Annotated in this window: 10 protein-coding genes and 3 pseudogenes; 7 read left to right on the forward strand and 6 right to left on the reverse strand. The window is 52.0% G+C overall.

All coding sequences use genetic code 11. From position 1 onward, the window contains the following. Positions 1–8: 8 nt before the first annotated feature. From ACXLHR_RS07820 to ACXLHR_RS07830, 3 genes are all read right to left on the reverse strand, one after another. The gene (locus ACXLHR_RS07820) at positions 9–2,123 is read right to left on the reverse strand and encodes a catalase (RefSeq protein ID WP_458790915.1); all 2,115 of its coding nucleotides are present in this window, start codon (positions 2,121–2,123) and stop codon (positions 9–11) included. A 624-nt stretch (positions 2,124–2,747) separates the two neighbouring features. Then, positions 2,748–3,356, reverse strand: coding sequence for an exopolysaccharide biosynthesis protein (locus ACXLHR_RS07825; RefSeq protein ID WP_458790916.1), 609 nt, complete (start codon positions 3,354–3,356; stop codon positions 2,748–2,750). A 230-nt stretch (positions 3,357–3,586) separates the two neighbouring features. Continuing rightward, positions 3,587–3,769, reverse strand: a complete 183-nt coding sequence (locus ACXLHR_RS07830; RefSeq protein ID WP_458790917.1) for a DUF3008 family protein — start codon at positions 3,767–3,769, stop codon at positions 3,587–3,589. Between the two features lie 562 nt (positions 3,770–4,331). On the opposite strand from ACXLHR_RS07830, the gene ACXLHR_RS07835 reads away from it, so the two are divergent. The 5 genes and pseudogenes from ACXLHR_RS07835 (at position 4,332) to ACXLHR_RS07855 (ending at position 10,759) form a co-directional block, all read left to right on the forward strand. Next, positions 4,332–4,895, forward strand: a complete 564-nt coding sequence (locus ACXLHR_RS07835) for a hypothetical protein (RefSeq protein WP_458790918.1) — start codon at positions 4,332–4,334, stop codon at positions 4,893–4,895. Beyond that, positions 4,892–5,289: pseudogene (locus ACXLHR_RS07840) on the forward strand (phage holin family protein). The gene ACXLHR_RS07835 and the pseudogene ACXLHR_RS07840 overlap by 4 nt, the downstream one beginning before the upstream one ends. After that, positions 5,279–6,511, forward strand: coding sequence for a DUF3618 domain-containing protein (locus ACXLHR_RS07845; RefSeq protein ID WP_458790919.1), 1,233 nt, complete (start codon positions 5,279–5,281; stop codon positions 6,509–6,511). The pseudogene ACXLHR_RS07840 and the gene ACXLHR_RS07845 overlap by 11 nt, the downstream one beginning before the upstream one ends. A gap of 69 nt (positions 6,512–6,580) precedes the next feature. Continuing rightward, a complete protein-coding gene (locus ACXLHR_RS07850; RefSeq protein ID WP_458790920.1) occupies positions 6,581–7,462 on the forward strand; it encodes a YihY/virulence factor BrkB family protein in 882 nt (293 codons plus the stop codon). A gap of 399 nt (positions 7,463–7,861) precedes the next feature. Then, complete coding sequence (locus tag ACXLHR_RS07855) at positions 7,862–10,759, forward strand: hybrid sensor histidine kinase/response regulator (RefSeq protein WP_458790921.1); 2,898 nt, start codon at positions 7,862–7,864, stop codon at positions 10,757–10,759. A 257-nt stretch (positions 10,760–11,016) separates the two neighbouring features. Here the strand turns inward: ACXLHR_RS07855 and ACXLHR_RS07860 are convergent. The 3 genes and pseudogenes from ACXLHR_RS07860 to ACXLHR_RS07870 all read right to left on the reverse strand — a co-directional run. After that, a pseudogene (locus ACXLHR_RS07860) lies at positions 11,017–11,223 on the reverse strand (IS3 family transposase); the annotation flags it as partial. Between the two features lie 16 nt (positions 11,224–11,239). Next, the gene (locus tag ACXLHR_RS07865) at positions 11,240–12,292 is read right to left on the reverse strand and encodes an IS110 family RNA-guided transposase (protein WP_458790458.1); all 1,053 of its coding nucleotides are present in this window, start codon (positions 12,290–12,292) and stop codon (positions 11,240–11,242) included. A 194-nt stretch (positions 12,293–12,486) separates the two neighbouring features. Then, a pseudogene (locus tag ACXLHR_RS07870) lies at positions 12,487–13,435 on the reverse strand (IS3 family transposase); the annotation flags it as partial. Positions 13,436–13,953: 518 nt separating this feature from the next. Here ACXLHR_RS07870 and ACXLHR_RS07875 point away from each other — a divergent pair. After that, on the forward strand, positions 13,954–14,319 hold the full coding sequence (locus tag ACXLHR_RS07875; RefSeq protein ID WP_458790922.1) for a hypothetical protein: 366 nt from the start codon (positions 13,954–13,956) through the stop codon (positions 14,317–14,319). Then, positions 14,316–16,265, forward strand: a complete 1,950-nt coding sequence (locus tag ACXLHR_RS07880) for a hypothetical protein (protein ID WP_458790923.1) — start codon at positions 14,316–14,318, stop codon at positions 16,263–16,265. Before ACXLHR_RS07875 ends, ACXLHR_RS07880 begins: the two co-directional genes overlap by 4 nt.

Here is a 16,265-nt window from a genome sequence, read left to right on the forward strand (position 1 = left end):
GGAGGTCATTATGCACCCAACCTGTCCCAATACCTCAAAGACCCACAGGTTTTCACAAAATCATCACATTCGTCGCCTTTGTTGAGAGAAATAACGCCTTTGTCGAGTTTGCCTACCCCTGCTGCGCGAAAGAGGTCTGCTGCCTCGCCGGACAGAGCAATGTATTTAGCGTGTGCGAATGCATCCGCGGCAAATCCTTTTGCGGGATGCATGGATATGAGTTGTCTCACGCCCTCGGAAGATGCCATTACAGCAATCGCATCATAAAGTACGGATGGACCGCCATCAATTTTTTGGTCGGCTTGCACACGCTCGCCTTGTGCTGTTTTGATTCCTCCGATCGTGGGCGCGACGATCTCAACCATCCCGCCCGCATCCTTGACCGCCTTTTGAAGCGCATTGAGCAAATCGCCGTCGATGCCGTCAGCTAGCAATATACCCAGTTTACGTCCCTTGAAACTGTTCGGTCCGTTCTTGAGTATTGAAAGTGAATCCGACTTTTTAAGATCGTCGACAACTTCTCGCCTTGGCGTATGCGCCTGTGGCATGGCGTCAAACCCCAAGCCATCCGCAACTGTTTGAGCAAGATCGGGATCAATGTTCGGCAAGTGCGCCACAACGCGCTTACGGATCTCCAGCACCTCGCATTTTGATAGCTCAAAAGTAAGCGCATCGGCGATGTGACCTTGTTCGATTTTAGTTTGGCTTTTGTAAAACTGGCGCGCCTGACTGTAGTGATCTGCAAACAAATCCCGCCGAACCTTTCGCTTCTCACCCTCTACCGTCTCAGGGTATGAGGTAAATCCTGTCTCCGGATCAGCGCGCGGTCCGCCCTCTTTCCAACGGTTCGGTTCATAATTGGCGCGTCCTGCAGGATTGTGCATCGCCATGTGACCATCTTGTTGAAAATACGCAAAGGGACATTTTGGAGCATTTACAGGGATATGGGTGAAATTGGGTCCACCCAAACGTTTGATCTGGGTATCCAGATAGGAAAAATTGCGGCCCTGTAGCAGCGGATCATTTGTGAAATCAATTCCCGGCACGATGTTCTGCGTGCAGAATGCAACCTGTTCAGTTTCTGCAAAAAAGTTATCAACCACGCTATCCAACACGAGACGGCCAATGATGCGAACCGGCACGCCCTCTTCAGGGATCAACTTGGTGGCATCCAACACATCGAATTCGAATGTGTCGGCGAACGCGTCGTCAAACACCTGTACACCCAGTTCCCATTCTGGAAAATCACCAGCCTGTATTGCGCCCCAAAGATCACGGCGATGGAAATCCGGATCAGCGCCGTTAATCTTGACCGCTTCGTCCCAAAGGACCGATTGCAAACCCTGCTTTGGTTTCCAGTGGAATTTAACGAAATGGCTCTCACCCTCTGCATTAACAAAGCGAAAAGTATGAACGCCGAAACCTTCCATAAATCGGAAAGAGCGCGGAATACCCCGGTCCGACATGGTCCACATCACCATGTGCATCGCCTCGGGCATTAGCGAAATGAAATCCCAGAAGTTGTCGTGCGCGGACTGAGCTTGAGGAAATCCACGGTCAGGTGCTTCCTTGACTGAATGCACAAGGTCGGGGAACTTCATCGCGTCTTGAATGAAGAACACAGGAATATTGTTCCCGACAATATCCCAATTTCCTTCTTCCGTGTAAAGCTTCACAGCAAACCCTCGTGCATCACGTGCCAGATCCATCGACCCCTTGTTGCCGACAACTGTGGAAAAGCGGACAAAAGCGGGTACTCTGCGCCCCTTTTCCTGTAGTAAATGCGCTGATGTAAGTTCGGGGATCGCGTCTGTTGTCTCGAAATATCCACGCGCCCCGTAACCACGCGCATGGACCACTCTTTCGGGAATACGCTCGTGATCGAAATGGAACATCTTCTCACGGAAATGAAAATCCTCAAGCAAAGCTGAACCGCGGGCTCCGGCTTTGAGAGAGTTCTGGTTGTCCGAGACTGGCACGCCCTGAGCTGTCGTCAGACGCGGGCCGTTTGGAGCAAGTTGATGTGTCTCACCTCCGTGACCCACTGTTTCGGCACGCTTCGCCGTCTGATTTGATTTTTGTGTTTCAATGGAAGGGCAATATGGTGGTGATTTTTCAGTCATTTATATTCTCCAGCAATCCAAGTGGGTGTGTGATGTTCACTTTGATAGAATAAAACGCATATGACGTTTTTTGATCATTCGACGCTTCTATTCAGATCAATGCCTGCGGCGAGAAAAAGTTCCTCTGCTTTTAACCACCATCTTTTTCAGATCAGTCAGAATGCGATTTTTCAAACGGATCTAAGGGGTGATTGCCTAGTGCAGCGTCGGGTAATCAGGAGATGAAATAGCGATCGAAGCACTGATTAATGTGCAGAATATGTTGCGCAGAGTAGATGTCGCGGATGCTTAAAATGCGACCAGATGTTCTCAGTTGGCAGTTTCGATTATGACAGACAAACCTAAATTTCTCGAAAAAATTTCGATACAAGATCTGTCTGGAGCACCCTGAGTTCCTCTCGCAGAAAACCCAGTCAAAGCTCCAGACCAAACGTCGCCAATGGTCCAACAAAAATGCCTAAAACTTGAAACCTTGCTGTTCTACACTTCCACCGCACGAACAGAGAATTTCAACTTCCCTGAAAGAGCGGCGGGTCCGTGTATACCATATGATCTTATGGCGCCGGCGTTTCCCTCACCCTGAACAGTTCTAAACTTCATGGGTGATAACTGGTAAACTGTTGTTCAAAACGATCCCAAAACGCCAAAGCTTACAGCGACTACAACTAGAGCAGCAGCATAACCTACCAGCATCAACACACCATCGTGCATTAAAATTGCTAGCCCGATAATTGCGATCGCCGACATTGGCAGTGAAGAGGCAAAAGGCACTAATTCAAGAGGGGGGACAGTGAGGCAAAGAACAATCGCAGCAATAGCCCCGAGACGGATTGCGATATCACTCGTGAATAGTGGCAATCTTCCGTGAAACCAGCGATCTACCTTTTGTCCAAAAGGGTGTAGTTTTTTAATCGCCTTTTTCATTTTGCTTGAGTCGACTGACCAACCTTCAACGAAATCAGGCAACCACATGTTTTTTCGACCCAAAGCAATTTGAAGGGCAAATGCGGAAATAATAAGAGCCAGAAGTGTAGGGACGCCGGGTACGGCGCCAATTGGTGTCAGTTCTAGCACTGCGGGTAAAGTCAGGAACGGGCCATAACCACGTTGGCCGACCGCTTTTCTCACGGTGCCGAGGTCAACTGCGTTATGATCGCGCACAACATCATTCAACGCGCCGAGAATATCTTCGACAGCGTGATTTTCATTGTCCATATCTTTGGCTTTGCTCATAAGCATCTCATGTTAAATTCGGTCTCTCGCGCTAAAGGATGTCATGGCAATTATCCAAAGATCAACCAGACTGGTTACAGGCGTCGACACTACTGTAAATCGCTGCGTCAAGCTGACTTTCAATACCAGCCGCTTAATTGGCCTCGCTTAAAATGCCTCCCCTTCAACGCGTCGGTTTTAGGCGCAACAAAAGCGGGATATCATCAGCACGAGTGCTGCAATTCATAAAATCAAGAAGTGTGTTCTGGTTTGCCCTCGTGCTTGGTACCAGCCAGGTCTTCCAACTGATCTTCGGTCATTGTGTCATACATTTCGCGGGATGCACCTACCAGCTCTTGCTTGTCTGTTTCACCCCGCTTTGTAGAAAGCGCCACGCCGGCAGCCTTCTGTTGCGCTTTTGATTTCGCAGGCATGATTTGGATCTCCTTTTTTCAATCTCTTGAGTAGCAACAGTCCGCACCTACCGTGGGTTCCCGAGACCCAATAATTAATGCCCAAAACGGAGGTCGAAAATGGTTAAGACACAACTAGGGCTCTTCTGATTTTTTAGCATCCCGTTGATTGAGGTTACATCAGTGAAAAACCCTAAGGTTAGTCCCGGTGCTTAAATCGTAATTTCTCGCTGAAACTACTGTTTTCACATGTCCATTTTCAAAAATCGTCACCCGCACGAGATTGAAACCACTAACAGTTCAAATCCGCCTTTCGGCGGAATTTAGAAGCCTGCATTTTTAGAAACACGTCGGCGCCAATCGGAGACAAAAAAGGCTGCGCATCGGGGTCGGCTATCGTCTGTCGTAGCGACGAGGCCCCAGAATTTTATTCGGAACTAATCAACTGTCAGGATGTTTCCTTTTCAATAATTGGAACGTGAATATCGAAGGAAATCGAATGCACGGAGTCTTCTATCTGATCGGCATCATTGTGGTCGTTCTAGCAGTTCTAAACCTCATCACTTAACCCACGGAGATTACCATGACAGGTACATATGAAATCAAGTCTGACGGGCAACAGGATTTAACACAAAAGGCAAAATCAGCAGCAGGCACAGCCACGAAAGAGATAAAAAAGCGCGCCCACAATGCTGCAGAGAACGTTGCCACGGAAGCTGCCGACTACGCAGATCAGGCCAAAGGCGCCGCTGCTGGCGAAGTCAAAGATGTAGCATCGGCCTTGCGAACGGCAGCACATGAAATGCGGAGCGGATCGCCTCAGGAGCGCACCTTTAGCCAGATAGCAGATAGTCTGGCTGATGCCTCTGATTCAATCCGCGACAAGGACTTGGGCGAGATGGTCGGATCAGTGTCAGACTTCGCCAAACGCAACCCGCTCGTATTTTTGGGCAGCGCCGCCTTAATCGGCTTTGCGGCGACACGTTTTGCCAAAGCATCTGGCGATAGATCGGGAAGATCAAATGGTTACGGAAATCATGGTCAAGACGTGGGACGCAACGATACAGCGGACCGACCCAAATATTCCAACTCTGAAAACACAGCAACCAATGCGACCGATTCCATATCAGGAGGAGATAAATTATGAATACCGGTCCGAATAAATCAACCGGGGGACTGCTGGCTGATGCCCTTGAGCATGTCAGCTCTCTAGTGCGCAGTGAGGTCGATCTCGCGCGCTCGGAGGTGAATGAAATCCTGACCAGTGCGGGCGCAGCCATTGGCCTGATCATAGGTGCGTTGTCGTCGCGCTTACAGCCCTGAATGTCTTGTCCGCCGCACTAGTTGCCGCGTTAACCGAGGCAGGCGTTAGCGCAGGTTGGTCTGCTCTCATCGTCGGGGTGATTTTCGCGATCACCGCTTATGTGATGGCACACAAAGGCACCATCGAGCTGAAGCTCAGCAGCCTTGCACCCAAAAGGACAGCAAAGAATGTAAAGCGCGATGTGCGCGCCCTGAAGGAGGTTTACGATGACAAATAATACCAAAAGCCCCGAAGAAATCGAACGTGAGATTGAACGCGAACGTGCGGGCTTGACCGATACGCTGGATGATTTGAAAGAACGCTTTTCTGTTGATGCAGTGGCCCGTCAGGTCACTGAACATTTCCGCGAGCATGGCGGAGATATCGGACGCTCGTTGTCTGATGCGGCAAAGCGCAATCCTGTGGCACTGGCGGTTACCGGTGTAGGTCTGGCGTGGTTGATGTTCGGTGACAAATATGGCGAAAAACGTCAGCGCCACAACGATGACCGATATGATCGTGTTGGTGCGGTGGCGCGTGATGACTATAACGACGACTATGGCGTCACAGCCGAACGGAACCGAAATAGGCGATCGATCACACCAACCGCCTCGCGTTCAACCGCTGCGAGCGGCTCGCTCGGCCCCCAACCTGGTGACAGATCAAAACCGTATTACTCCGGTCATTACGCACAACCTGACTCTACTCCGTTATGGGCGCAACCAGCATCGGATCGCGACGATGGTGACGACACTGGCGACGGTGTAAGAACAAAGATGAACGATGCGATTTCTGGAACACGAGAGCAGGCGTCAAACGCGGCCTCATTTGTCGCTGGCTCAGCCCGCTCCGCTGGAACAACGATTGCTCAGACCGCCAAAGATGGCGCAAGCGCCATCTCAGATACCGGCAATGGTGTTATTGATGGAGCCCGGAATTTGGTCTCGTCGGTGTCGGATCAGGCCGCTGCGTTGAAAGCGCGCTTGGCGGAAGGTACAGAGGAGTTGTCCGAGGAGGCACGCAACCGCGTGGTCGCCGCACGCGAAAGTGCCATTGAAGCCCGCGATGCCGCAATGACATACGCACGTCAGGGCCGCGACCGCGCTACGGACATCTTTGAAGAGCAGCCTTTGATCGCTGGTGCGCTTGCAGTTGCTCTAGGTGCCGCTTTGGGTGCCGCCCTGCCCCGCAGCAGGATGGAAGATGAATATCTTGGCGCTCAGAGTGACCAGCTGATGCACGAAGCCGAGCGCATCTTTGCAGAAGAAAAGCAGAAGCTGGGTAAGGTTGCAAAGGCGGCCACCCAAGAAGCAAAACACGTGGTGAGCGATGTCAAAGACGAAGCAGACAAGATTGCCACGTCGCTGATGGATAAAGCGAAAGAGTCTGGTGAACGTGTCGCAGATGCCGTCGAAGCGGAAGCCAAAAAACAAAATGTCGGTGGTGTTGCGCAATCTTAGAACCCCACGTAACCGAATGACCAGCCCACGTGTCATGCGCGGGCTGGTCGCACGTCAGAGGAGACCAGCATGGCTAATGCCAAAGACGCCAAAACCCCGTCCGACATTACCGCCAAAGGATGGAAAGACATCGCATTCCGTGTGAAAGGGAAACTGGAGTCCGATCATATTGGTCTCATCGCTGCGGGGGTAGCCTTTTACGCTTTACTGGCGATATTTCCCGCAGTTACGGCATTGATGGCTTTGGGTGGCTTGATGTTGGAACCGGCGCAGGTGACTGCCCAACTGGAAACCCTGACCAATATGATACCTGAACGCGCAGCTGATATCATCCTTGATCAGGCAGTGGCAGTGGCGGGTTCCGGACAGGTCGGGCTGGGCACCGCCTTTGTGATCGGTTTATTTCTGGCAGTTTATTCTGCATCCAGGGGAATGGGTAGCTTGATGGAGGGCCTGAACGTCGTCTTTGATGCGGAAGAGACCCGCGGGTTTGTCAGTAGGACCCTCTGGACGCTCGCACTTACAGTTTTCCTGATCCTAGGGCTTTTACTGGGCATGTCAGCGGTAGTGGCTGTGCCTGCGGCGTTGGCGTTTGTAGCGCTACCAGAATGGGTTGAGACCTTAATCTTATTATCACGCTGGTTGATTTTGGCGTTTCTGACTATTTTGGGTCTCGGAATTGTTTATCGCTACGGACCATCACGACGTCTTGTCGAATGGAAGTGGCTCTCACCTGGTGCCATTGCCGCCTGCGTAGTTTGGATCGCCGCTTCGGCGGGTTTCTTAATCTATGCCAGCAATTTTGGTAGCTATAACGAAACCTTCGGCAGTATGGCTGGGGTCGTCATTCTACTGATGTGGCTGTGGATTTCCGCATTTATAGTTCTGCTTGGCGCTGAATTGAACTCAGAGCTGGAAGCGCAGGCCGATGTGGACAAGGCGATTGATTGAATCTCCTAACACGGGCTGGATTTCGTTTTTGGTTCAGTGCCGCTCACAGGCAGCATCGTTCACCTATTTTCAACTCAAACAAGTGCAACTTGGCGCGTTTGAATGCAGCCATGACCGCTCGAGGCAGTTCCAGTCAAAAGTAGTGTGTTGGTTCGCAAACTGAAAAAGTGGGCAAGAACATACGATGCAAGCGAAAATCCCGAGTTTGGTGATTGAAGTGAAAACGGCTCATTAATCATTCCACATACTTGCTTGGCGAGCGCAGGAGTAGGTAGAGTTGGCTGTAAAGCTAGCATATATAATGATTCTGAAAGGTGCAGGCACACTGGAAACCTTTACTGGATGTATTAAATCTACCCATGTCAGGCTTGGCGTTGGTAATGAGTTGTGGAAATACTGATGATAAGAGTTGACCTTGATGCGCTGTTTGCAGCTGCACCCTCTCCGCATTTGCTTGTCGATTCAGACCTACGGATCGTCTGGGTCAATGATGCCTACGTCGGAACTGTCGGGCGCGAACGCGATGCGCTGATCGGGCGACTTTTGTTGGAGGAATTCCCAGCTCCGGCCAACTCGGTGCCTGACCAGCTTCTTCGGACATCGTTTCGCAGGGTTATCGAAACTGGAAAGGCTGATCACCTTGCATTGATCCCCTACCCCATTGAAACAGCAAAAGGTCAGATTGAGGACCGCTTCTGGAGCGCCACCCACTCGCCTATCCTCGACGCAGATGGCAAGGTCGAGTTCATTTTGCAAAACACCATGGATGTGACCGATTTATATCGCGGCACGCAGACGGTGGGCACCGAATCCATTCCAACACAAGCCGCTCTGTTACAGCGTGCCGAAACGATTTCAGCAGAAAATCTTGCGCTCGGTCAGATGACCGATTTTTTTCGCTCCGCCTTTGATCAGGCGCCGAGCTTTATGGCCGTTATTAGCGGGTCAGAGCATATCTTCCAGATCGTCAATCAATCGTACACAGATCTTGTCGGCGACAGGACGCTGTTAGGCCTGAAAGTGCGAGACGCCTTGCCAGATCTCGAGGGCCAAGGTTTTTTCGAACTGCTTGACCAAGTCTATACATCCGGCGAACCCGTCTCGATTAAGGGAATGGTGGCGCAACTCAAAGCGGTCGGGACAGGCAAGCCGGAACAGCATTACATTGATTTCATTTACCACCCGTTAAAAGACGAAACAGGTGCGACCACCGGCATTTTCGTGCAAGGGCATGATGTGACGGGTCAAAAGATCGCCGAAGCCCAGTTGACCGCTACCCGCGAGAAATTTAGGGCGATGGCGCAGACCATGCCGAACCATGTTTGGACGGCGGACACCAACGGCGGGCTTGATTGGCTCAATGACCGGCTGTACGAGTTTACCGGTTTGCGCGAAGGTCAGCTTTACGGCACTGATTGGACCCGTGTTGTTCATCCCGACGACTTTGATGCGTCAGCGGCGAAATGGACCCATGCGATCGCGCAAGGCATCGGATATGAAACGGAATTCCGTATCCGTAAATCTGATGGAGCATACCGTTGGCATCTGGTGCGTGCGTCTGCATTGCATTCGGAAACAGGTGAGCTGATAGGTTGGGTAGGCACCAATACCGACATTGAAGACCGCAAGCATGTCGAAGATGAAATAGCAAAATTGAATGCAACGCTTGAGACGCGGGTCGCTGAACGCAATCAGGAACTGGAGGAGTTGCACGCCACCCTGCGCCAGAGCCAAAAGATGGAAGCCATCGGCGGGGTCGCGGGTGGTATTGCTCACGACTTTAATAACCTGCTGCAAGTTATCACCGGAAACCTGCAATTGGCAGGCCGTGACATTGCACAGAATTCCCCTGCGCAAGAGCGAATAGAACAAGCGATGAAGGCTGTTATGCGCGGCGCGACCCTCGCATCGCAGCTTCTATCTTTTGCGCGCAAGCAGCCACTGGCCCCAATCGTGATCAATCTTGAAAGATTGCTGTCCGATACAACAGAAATTTTGCAAAGCGCCATTGGCGAAGGAGTCGAGTTCGAAACCCGCATAAGCGGCCGGCTTTGGAATACCAACGTCGATCCAAATAATTTAGAGAATGCGCTGCTAAACCTGGCGATTAACGCGCGCGATGCAATGGACCGGCAGGGTAAATTGACGATCAGCATTGAAAATGCTGATCTGGCAGCCGCCGATGTCCGGTCTTCTCCAGGATTAGAGGCGGGTCAATATGTCATGCTGGCGGTGACTGATACGGGAACAGGTATCCCTGCGGATGTGATTGAGCAAATTTTTGATCCGTTTTTCACCACCAAAGAAGACGGTCACGGAACAGGTCTGGGCCTGTCGATGGTCTATGGATTTGCCAAACAGTCCGGCGGCCATATTCTGATAGACAGCACCGTCGGGACAGGCACCACAGTGAAACTGTACCTACCGAGATGCCTGCAAGAAGAAGCGGCTGCGCGGCCCGCAAACGCGACTGGCATGGCTGGCGGGACCGAGACAATACTTTTGGTCGAAGATGATAACGACGTGCGCGAAACGGCCGCCGGAATGCTGACCGTTTTAGGATATACGGTGCTAGAAGCCCCTGACGCCAAAAACGCACTGGCAATTCTGGAAACGGACACGGCCATTGACCTGCTGTTTACCGATGTCGTCATGCCCGGCGGCTCCACAGGTCATGATCTGGCCAAGATCGCTCGCGAATTAAGACCCGATTTACCTGTCCTCTTCACATCCGGGTATGTTCAAGACGCCATCGTGCATGACGGACGGCTAGATGAAGGCGTGGAACTGCTGGGCAAGCCCTATACCCAACTGACAATGGCGCAAAAAATTCGCAGCATCCTACCTGAGCAAGGCACGATCATTCAACCACAGCATCCCCCTTCTGACGCCTCCGTTACGGTTGCAACAACATCAATCGAACCTGCAAACTTTTGCGTGCTCATCTGTGAAGACGACGCATTGATCCGCATGGACATTTCCATGTGTCTGGCAGACGCCGGATATGAGGTTCTGGAAGCCGCAACAGCACAGCAGGCGATCGACCGATTGCACAAAGGCGGCGTAGACCTTTTGATCACGGACATCGGGTTGCCCGACCGATCTGGTGAAGAACTCGCCGAGGACGCCAGAGACATCAACGCGGCCCTCCCGATTGTTTTTGCAACCGGAAGCAACGATGTCCCCGCTGCAATCACTTTGGGAAATTGTAAAATAGTCAAAAAGCCGTTTCGCGACACGGATCTATTGGAAGCCATAAGCGCACTGGTTGATGTACCTGAAAACGTGTCCACCTGACCTGATCCATCACAAAGATGCCCTATAAACTCCGTTTTGCGGATCCTGTAGGCATGCGGTGCACAAGATCAGCTTTATTAAAGTAGAAGAAGGTCGCAGTAATACTTTTTATCGTTGTGACTGCCATTGCCTATAATCCAATATCTGAGCTGCCTAAATGTCCCCTAGTTTCTTAGACGTCTTTCAGGCGTCTATGCCTGAGCCTTGATCAGAGTGTGCTAAGACTTTGCGGAGGCTCTGAGGTGCCCCCTAACTTCCTAGACGCCTGCCTCGTTCATTTTCTGCTGTTTCATTTCATAGTCAACCGGTGACAGCATGCCGTTGTTCGTCTGCTTGCGTGTAGGGTTGTAAAACATCTCGATGTAATCGAACACATCCTGCCTTGCGGCGTCGCGTGTGAGGTATGTTCGCCGCCTAATGCGCTCCCGCTTCAAAAGCTGGAAGAACGTTTCGACAACCGCATTGAAGCTCCTATATTCGTCAAGTTGCGATTTGATCTGTTTTCGATACACAGAGCTGGCTGTAGATTTCGCGGACGATGTAGCGTTTCAGGCATCGAATTATCTCGCTTTTGCTCTTCCCGTCTTTCGTGCGTTTCTTGACATATGCAAGTGTCGGTTGGTGGCTTCGCATTCTAACGATAGCAACACGATAGAGTGCTGCGTTGGCCTGTCGATTGCCGCCTCTGTTTAACCGGAAGCGGTGTGTTTTGCCGCTGGAAGCTGGGATTGGGCAAACACCGCAGAGCTTTGCCAATGCTGCTTCCGAACGGATGCGCGTTGGGTCGTCGCCAACGAGGATTAGCATCTCTGCGATTGTCAGTGTTGCTATCCCATGAGATGCCATCAGGTCTGGTGCGCGTTCGGTGACAAGGCGTTCCAGTTCCTTGTCGTGGGCAATAATTTCTTCATGCAGCCACAGCCACCGGCGCGCCAATGCCCGCATGGCGGCTTTTGCTGAGGCCAATGGCGTGTCGATATCGCCAGGCCGAAAGGCCGCAATATGCCGGATCAACGCGACTTTCCCTCGAATTGGATCCAGTGCCTCCCGAAGATCAGCAGGTGCATTAATGATCAACGTCTTCAGCGTTACCATCGCCTGTGAGCGTGATTTAACGCCAGTATCGCGTGCAATCTTCAAATGTCTGATCATTTCGGATGACCCTGTTTGTGTCTTGGGTCGCGCTGTTGCCTGCCCAGAAAGAACGGATCGTGCAGCGCCCTCTGCGTCCAAACTGTCTGTTTTACCTTGCGTGTATCGCAGCTGTCGGTTTGGTCGTGTGACCTCAATGACATTGTGGCCTTGAGCCAACAAAGACCGGGATAGGCCCGCACCATACGAACCAGTCCCTTCGATTCCGAATGCTAGAACGTCCCCAAAAGACTGCGACCAGCGTTCCAGCTCCAAATACCCTTTGGGATTGGTGGGTATAGATAATGCGGCCAAACGGGTGCCTTGCGTATCGATTGCGACGGCAACATGTGTTGCTTTGTGTGTGTCGATGCCAATAATGATTGGATGTGTAGTCTTCATGATGCCCTCATTGCTAAGAATGCCCAGGCACCGATCCGAGGGGACAGGACTGTGATGGTACGCTGACCGTCAGGCTCCTATAAAGTCACATCTCGCCCGTTGCCGGGGCGACTTGACGGTCGACACGTCAACGCAATGACACGCAGTCAATCGTAGCATGGGTCAGGCCATCAAGCCGCAATACCATACTCACAGTCATAGCAATTCCCACGTGTGCTCATGCTGGCAACCAGATTGTGTTTGCTAAGGAACGACTGCCACTCTTTGCCAGTGAACTGTGAACCTTGGTCTGAATGGATCATGACTTTTTGCTTTGGTTTGCGCCGCCAAACAGCAGCCAACAAGGCTTGCAAGGCCAGGTCAGTTGTCATGCGAGATTGCATCGACCAACCAACGACACGTCGTGAAAACAGATCGATGACCACAGCGAGATATGACCAGCCTTCATGGGTTCTGATGTAGGTAATGTCGGTCACCCAAACCGCGTCAGGTGCCGCAACCTCAAACTGTCTGTCCAGCGTGTTGTCAGCGACAACAGCAGGTTTGCCGCCATAGCGACTAGGCCGACGCTTGTACCGATCTGTGCTGTGATGCCCGCAAGGCTAGCCAATCGTGCCACACGGTTCTCGGAGCAAGTCTCGCCAGCATCACGTAGATCATCGGCCAGCTTCCGATAGCCATAGACCTTCCCGCTATCTGTCCATGCTTGGTGGATCAGCTCTGTCTGCCGCGCATCTTCAAGCGCGCGTACGCTTAACGGTTCTTTAAGCCATGCATAGAACCCGCTGAAATGCACAGCCAGCACACGACACATCGACCGCACCGAAAACTCCGCACGATGACCCTCAATAAACGCGTACCTCACTGAGACTCTCGCGCGAAGTACGCGGTCGCCTTTTTTAAGATTGTGCGTTCCTCGGTGACGCGGGCCAGCTCTCGCTTCAACCGTCTGATCTCAGCAGCCTGCTCCGCAACCTCAGATCTGACACGTGGCGACTTCGCAAATTGCGCCTTCCAAGTGTACAGCGACTTGGTGCTTATCCCTAGCCGCTCGGCGACTTCGCTGACCGCATATCCACGCTCAACAACCTGCGCCACAGCGTCCTGTTTGAACTCGTCTGTAAACCGTATTCCTTTGGTCATATCCGTCTCTCCTTGGTTCCAAAATTACCAAGCAAAGCGTCTACAAATCTAGGGGCACCTCACTCAGTCAGTTATACAAACGCTCAACAGGTACGTTAATTTTGCAATAACAATTAATTAACAAGTACACCTGAAGTTGAATTTTAAACGAAAGGCATAGCATATTAATGATGCATAGTTTTGATCCACGGAGGGCGCAACCGTCGCATCCTACCAGCTCTCATGTGTCCGGTTTAATCAAATTTCCGCACGAAAAAGTGCTGATGATGACCAAAGCTGCAACTTGTTAGGCCATCTCACACGTCTTGAACCACTCGTGTCATTTGACAAAAACTCCACGCGACTAAATCTGGAAAAAATCTCGCCATGGTTGTTATGAGATTACAACTAAGTATAAGGTCATGTATTGGTGAACGCGCGGATGGGTAAAGCTGCCCCCAAATTCCCCGATAGAGATTGTTCACTTTGGTTTAAGTGCCCTTCTAAGGCCAATATCAACTGACGACGGAAAACATGGTATGAAAGAGCACAGCCACAATTTATCCTATGAAGACCGTATTGCGCGGGTGCGCGAGCGCTTTGTCAGCACGCTTGCAGATCGGTTAGAAGATATATTACAAGCCATCGAAACGACGACGGAAAGCACCAGCGGCGAGACCCACGCACGCAAAGTCCACCGACTTTTGCATGACGCGGGAGGTAATGCAGCTATGCTGGAGTTTGACGGCATCGAGATGCTTTTGCGCCAAGGTGTTTTAATAGCAGAGAGAGTCGACGCCAACGGCACCAGCCTGACAGAGGCCGACAAAGCTGAATTAAAAAAGATTATCGCCGAAACCCATTACGCCGCAGCCTCTTTGAGAAAGACCTATCAAACTCTATGAAAAATTTATTCATCCTGACTGCTTGCGTTTGTGCTCTGGCTCCAGGCGCTCAGGCACAAACGGACATCGCCACGCAAAACTCAGAAGCTACGGACCGCGCTGCGACAGAAGGCATGCTGGTGCGCAGCATCTCGCTGCGGGATCTGGGGTACCGCGACGGAATTTCTTTCACCCAGCTGGCTGGCCAGACGGAAATCTTTTTTCCGGTGCCTCATGCATCACCCTTCTCGGCCGGCCAACTGACGCTGAATATCGAACACGGTGCGACAAACGCAGTACAGCGCTATTTCCAAATCAAAATCGGAGACAGAATCGCCACATCAGTAGGGTTGGATGTTGAGGGAGGTCAGCAATCGCTGGCTGTTGATATCCGTCCCGGCGACATCCGCAACGGGTTCTTGACGATTGGCTTGTCGTACTCAGGGGCCTTCTCCGAATTCATTTGTGTGGATGAGCGCGCCTCTGGTGATTTTGTGCAGATCGCGCCAGATTCTGGCGTTTTGCTAGAGCTAAACGCGGATCAAATCATCACGCCTGAGGATTTTAACGGTTTCCGCCCTGCACAAGTGTATGTGCAGATGCCTGAGGGGAATGAAATGTCTGGTTTGGCAGCCCTGATACGGGCCGCGACCCTGTTTGGTGCCGAACAAGGCCAGGTCAGTTTTGGCTCTACTCCTCTTATTGTTGACGGGACCGCGTGGACGTCAGGCGCAATTGAACTAGTGGCGACCACCTCTGGCCCAGTCAGTGAGATGGAAGTTTTGCAGACGGGTACGCAGCCGATATTGAACGTGCGCGGCACTGACCCGCAACTGGGTCTATGGCAATTGTCGTCGGCTTGGGCCGGCGTGGCAAATGCCCCAAGCAGCGTGACGCGCGCGGTTGATGCGCGAGAAGCTTACGCAGATGTTTTGATGCTTTCACAATTGGGTGCTGATCTACGCGAAAAGCAGGTCGTGTCGTCAGACCAGTTTATCATCCCATTCCAATCATCAGATCTACCCGCCGGAAAAACCGTTTCAGAAATAGATCTTGTTCTAGCTGCGGCGCTTGACCCTTCCGGCACCGGCGCAAGTGCGTCCGTCTACCTGAATGAAACTTTGCTCGGGGCGGCATCACTGGACCGGGGTGTGCCCGAGCGGGTGCAGTTTTCTGTACCCATGGGGCTAGTCAGTCGCGACAACGTGCTGCGTGTGTTGTTCCAGCGCCAACCCTCTGGCGGAGAATGCCGCCTCAAACCACAGGCTTACGCGGCGCAAGTGTTGCCTGGTAGCAAGCTGAACCTGACGGGCACTACGGACACTACGGAACACTTTTTCCAATTACGTCAATCGTTTGCGCAAGCCGCACAGGTTTTTGTTGATCCAAAATTGGGGCTGACAAACAACGAAATCATGCCTTGGCTTGGCAGTATCGCAGGTACGATGATTCCAGACCGCGCACCTATCATCCCGCGCAATGCGCTCACTGACATCAACGCTGACGCCCCTTTTGTGATCGTGTCTGCAACCTATCCTGGGGATGACGAAGCCTTGATTACGGTCGACAAAGGGCGAATCGAAATTCGTGATCGGAATGGCGAAGTCATGTTTGACGGAGAGACGTTGGAACGGCTTGGCATTGCCCAGATCGTGACGCGCAATGGCGTCACGGGTCTATGGCTGCGGCCAGGCAGTGGCTCGGCACCCGTGGCGTCTTTGGAAACCCCGTTTGTGCTCGACCGCGGCGATCTCGCTTTGATCGGGATGGAGGGTGTCGTCGTCGCGACATCAACCCGCAACAATTCTCTCATTAACGTCGTCTACCCAGATCAAACTAATCTGATGCAAATCCTTGAACAATACCGGCCATGGATTGTCGGTGGAATCTGGCTTGCGTTGACGTTGTTCGTGCTGGCGGCCTTTCAACGCATGTACCGCCGCCGCCGCCCGCAGTCGGACGAATAA

It is taken from the genome of Yoonia sp. MH D7 (assembly GCF_054439475.1).

Bases quoted from the DNA above. Each gene is read 5' to 3' on its own strand.
- ACXLHR_RS07820 (WP_458790915.1), bottom strand. From the start codon at position 2,123: ATGACTGAAAAATCACCACCATATTGCCCTTCCATTGAAACACAAAAA.
- ACXLHR_RS07825 (WP_458790916.1), bottom strand. From the start codon at position 3,356: ATGAGCAAAGCCAAAGATATGGACAATGAAAATCACGCTGTCGAAGAT.
- ACXLHR_RS07830 (WP_458790917.1), bottom strand. From the start codon at position 3,769: ATGCCTGCGAAATCAAAAGCGCAACAGAAGGCTGCCGGCGTGGCGCTT.
- ACXLHR_RS07835 (WP_458790918.1), top strand. From the start codon at position 4,332: ATGACAGGTACATATGAAATCAAGTCTGACGGGCAACAGGATTTAACA.
- ACXLHR_RS07845 (WP_458790919.1), top strand. From the start codon at position 5,279: ATGACAAATAATACCAAAAGCCCCGAAGAAATCGAACGTGAGATTGAA.
- ACXLHR_RS07850 (WP_458790920.1), top strand. From the start codon at position 6,581: ATGGCTAATGCCAAAGACGCCAAAACCCCGTCCGACATTACCGCCAAA.
- ACXLHR_RS07855 (WP_458790921.1), top strand. From the start codon at position 7,862: ATGATAAGAGTTGACCTTGATGCGCTGTTTGCAGCTGCACCCTCTCCG.
- ACXLHR_RS07865 (WP_458790458.1), bottom strand. From the start codon at position 12,292: ATGAAGACTACACATCCAATCATTATTGGCATCGACACACACAAAGCA.
- ACXLHR_RS07875 (WP_458790922.1), top strand. From the start codon at position 13,954: ATGAAAGAGCACAGCCACAATTTATCCTATGAAGACCGTATTGCGCGG.
- ACXLHR_RS07880 (WP_458790923.1), top strand. From the start codon at position 14,316: ATGAAAAATTTATTCATCCTGACTGCTTGCGTTTGTGCTCTGGCTCCA.